The sequence below is a fragment of the Acinetobacter sp. P1(2025) genome (genome assembly GCF_051390655.1).
Taxonomy (GTDB): domain Bacteria; phylum Pseudomonadota; class Gammaproteobacteria; order Pseudomonadales; family Moraxellaceae; genus Acinetobacter; species Acinetobacter junii.
The window spans coordinates 1-2,783 of sequence record NZ_JBPKBJ010000140.1; the positions used below are offsets into that span (position 1 = coordinate 1).

The following is a 2,783-nucleotide window of genomic DNA, read 5'->3' on the forward strand; positions in this document are numbered from 1 at the left end:
AAATGGGTAGAGTACAGGTTGCTGTAGAAGCATGTTTAATTCGTCTAATCACAGATACTTTATAAAGCATTTTAATACTTTTTTGAATCTGTCAATGCGTAAGTCCTATAAATAAACATTAGTTGTCATTGGAATTTCAATACATTTGTTTTGACCAAATCCAATAAATAATTTGCAAAGTTCAATAAAATTACTCAATTTCAGCGCATAATTCTGTAAAATTAGCCGTCCTTATTAGCATTACTGATTTAAAAGTGATTTTAAATGAAGTAATGCTAATTAATCCTTTCTAAGTCAGTCTCTTATCTTCGATTTGGCTTATTTATTCATTTTTAAACTTATATTTCTTGCAATAGAACTATAAGCATATTTTAGGTGCCAGCATGGAAATCAAGGTAAATTACCTCGACAACCTTCGACAAGAAGCCAAATTCGATGACTTCACAGTAATTGCAGATCAACCGATCCGATATAAAGGGGATGGTTCTGCACCTGGTCCATTTGACTATTTCTTGGCATCATCAGCACTTTGTGCAGCATATTTTGTGAAAGTATATTGCGCTGCACGTGATATCCCAACGGACAACATTCGATTATCTCAAAACAATATTGTTGATCCAGAAAACCGCTATAAACAGATTTTTAAAATTCAGGTTGAACTTCCAGCTGATATTTCTGAAAAAGATCGTCAGGGGATTTTACGTTCAATTGACCGTTGTACCGTAAAGAAAGTCATTCAAACGGGTCCTGAATTTGTCATCGAGGAAGTGGAAAGTATCGATGCAGATGCTCAAGCTTTATTGATGCCAAATCTTGCATCTGAAAGTACTACTTATATTCAAGGCAAAGATTTACCTTTAGAAGAAACCATTGCCAATATGTCAGCAATCTTGGCTGGTTTAGGCATGAAAATTGAAATTGCATCATGGCGTAATATCGTACCGAATGTTTGGTCACTGCATATTCGTGATGCACAGTCGCCTATGTGTTTTACCAATGGTAAAGGCTCAACCAAAGAAAGTGCACTAGCATCTGCATTAGGCGAGTTTATTGAGCGTCTTAATTGTAATTTTTTCTATAACGATCAATTTTGGGGTGAAGAAATTGCCAACGCAGAGTTTGTACACTACCCAGATGAGAAATGGTTTAAACCAGGACCAAATGGTGAGCTACCAAAAGAAATCTTAGATGAATACTGTCTTGAGATTTACGATCCTGAAAAAGAGTTACTAGGTACGCATTTATACGATACTAACTCTGGGAATATTGAACGTGGTATTTGTTCACTGCCTTTTGTGCGCCAATCTGATGGCGAAACAGTTTACTTCCCATCAAACTTGATCGAAAACTTGTATCTCAGTAATGGTATGAGTGCAGGGAATACATTAGAAGAAGCTCAAGTTCAGTGCTTATCTGAAATTTTCGAACGTGCTGTAAAACGTGAAATTATCGAAGGTGAAATTGCACTACCTGATGTTCCTGAAGAAGTTTTGGCTAAGTATCCAAGTATTGTTGCAGGTATCCAAGGCTTAGAAGAACAAGGTTTTCCAGTATTGGTTAAAGACGCCTCTCTGGGCGGTCAATTCCCTGTGATGTGTGTCACTTTGATGAACCCACGCACAGGTGGTGTGTTTGCTTCATTTGGTGCGCATCCAAGTTTTGAAGTGGCTTTAGAACGTAGTTTGACTGAGTTATTGCAAGGTCGTAGTTTTGAAGGTCTCAATGACTTACCTCAGCCAACCTTCCAAAGTGAAGCAGTGACTGAACCGAATAATTTTGTGGAACACTTTATTGATTCAAGTGGTTTGGTATCTTGGCGTTTCTTCAGCTCAAAATCTGATTATGATTTTGTAGAATGGGATTTCACCAATGATGGTGAGAACTCGAATGCAGATGAGGCTGCTGAATTATTTGGCATTCTTGAAGAAATGGGCAAAGAAGTCTACATGGCTGTCTATGAACATTTAGGTGCTACAGCTTGTCGTATCCTCGTGCCAGATTATTCTGAGATTTATTTAGTTGAAGATTTGATTTGGGACAATACCAATAAAGCATTGGCATTCCGTGAAGATATTCTAAATATTCATCGTTTAGATGACACACGTCTTGAAGCACTGGTTGAACGTTTAGAAGAATGCGAACTTGATGACTATACTGAAATCACAACCTTAATCGGCATAGAATTTGATGACAATACGGTTTGGGGACAATTGACACTACTGGAATTAAAACTTCTTATTTATATTGCTCTGAAGCAATTTGAAGAAGCTAAAGATTTAGTTGAGCAATTCCTCCAATACAACACCAACACTGTAGAACGTGGTTTGTTCTATCAATGTATGAACGTCGTGCTAGAAGTTATTCTTGATGACGAGATGGAGTTGGAAGATTACGAAAAGAACTTCCGTCGTATGTTTGGTGATGAACGTATGGACGCAGTTATTGGTTCAGTAGAAGGTAATGTTCGTTTTTATGGTTTAACGCCTACTAGTATGAAATTAGAAGGTTTGGATCGTCATTTACGTTTGATTGAAAGCTACAAAAAATTGCATGCAGCTCGTGCAAAAGCTGTAAGTTAAGCCTCAAAGCTTTTGATCTAAGAAAGGTGTATGTCAATCATGCACCTTTTTTTCATGATTTAAACCAAAACTTTTGAATTACGATTTTATAATAGGACTTACGCATTGACAGATTCAAAAAAGTATTAAAATGCTTTATAAAGTATCAGTGATTAGACGAATTAAACATGCTTCTACAGCAACCTGTACTCTACCCATTTATAT

At 36.8% G+C, this 2,783-nt stretch carries 1 protein-coding gene; it reads left to right on the plus strand.

The genetic code is table 11. The features are described 5' to 3' along the window. The first annotated feature begins 383 nt into the window (after positions 1-383). Positions 384-2,579 carry an OsmC domain/YcaO domain-containing protein gene (locus ACSC97_RS17975; protein WP_346802072.1) on the plus strand — a complete coding sequence of 732 codons (2,196 nt, stop codon included), beginning with the start codon at positions 384-386 and terminating at the stop codon, positions 2,577-2,579. Positions 2,580-2,783: the final 204 nt, after the last annotated feature.

What these genes read in the sequence shown, in the direction of transcription:
- ACSC97_RS17975 (WP_346802072.1), top strand. Translation starts at nt 384, where the DNA reads ATGGAAATCAAGGTAAATTACCTCGACAACCTTCGACAAGAAGCCAAA.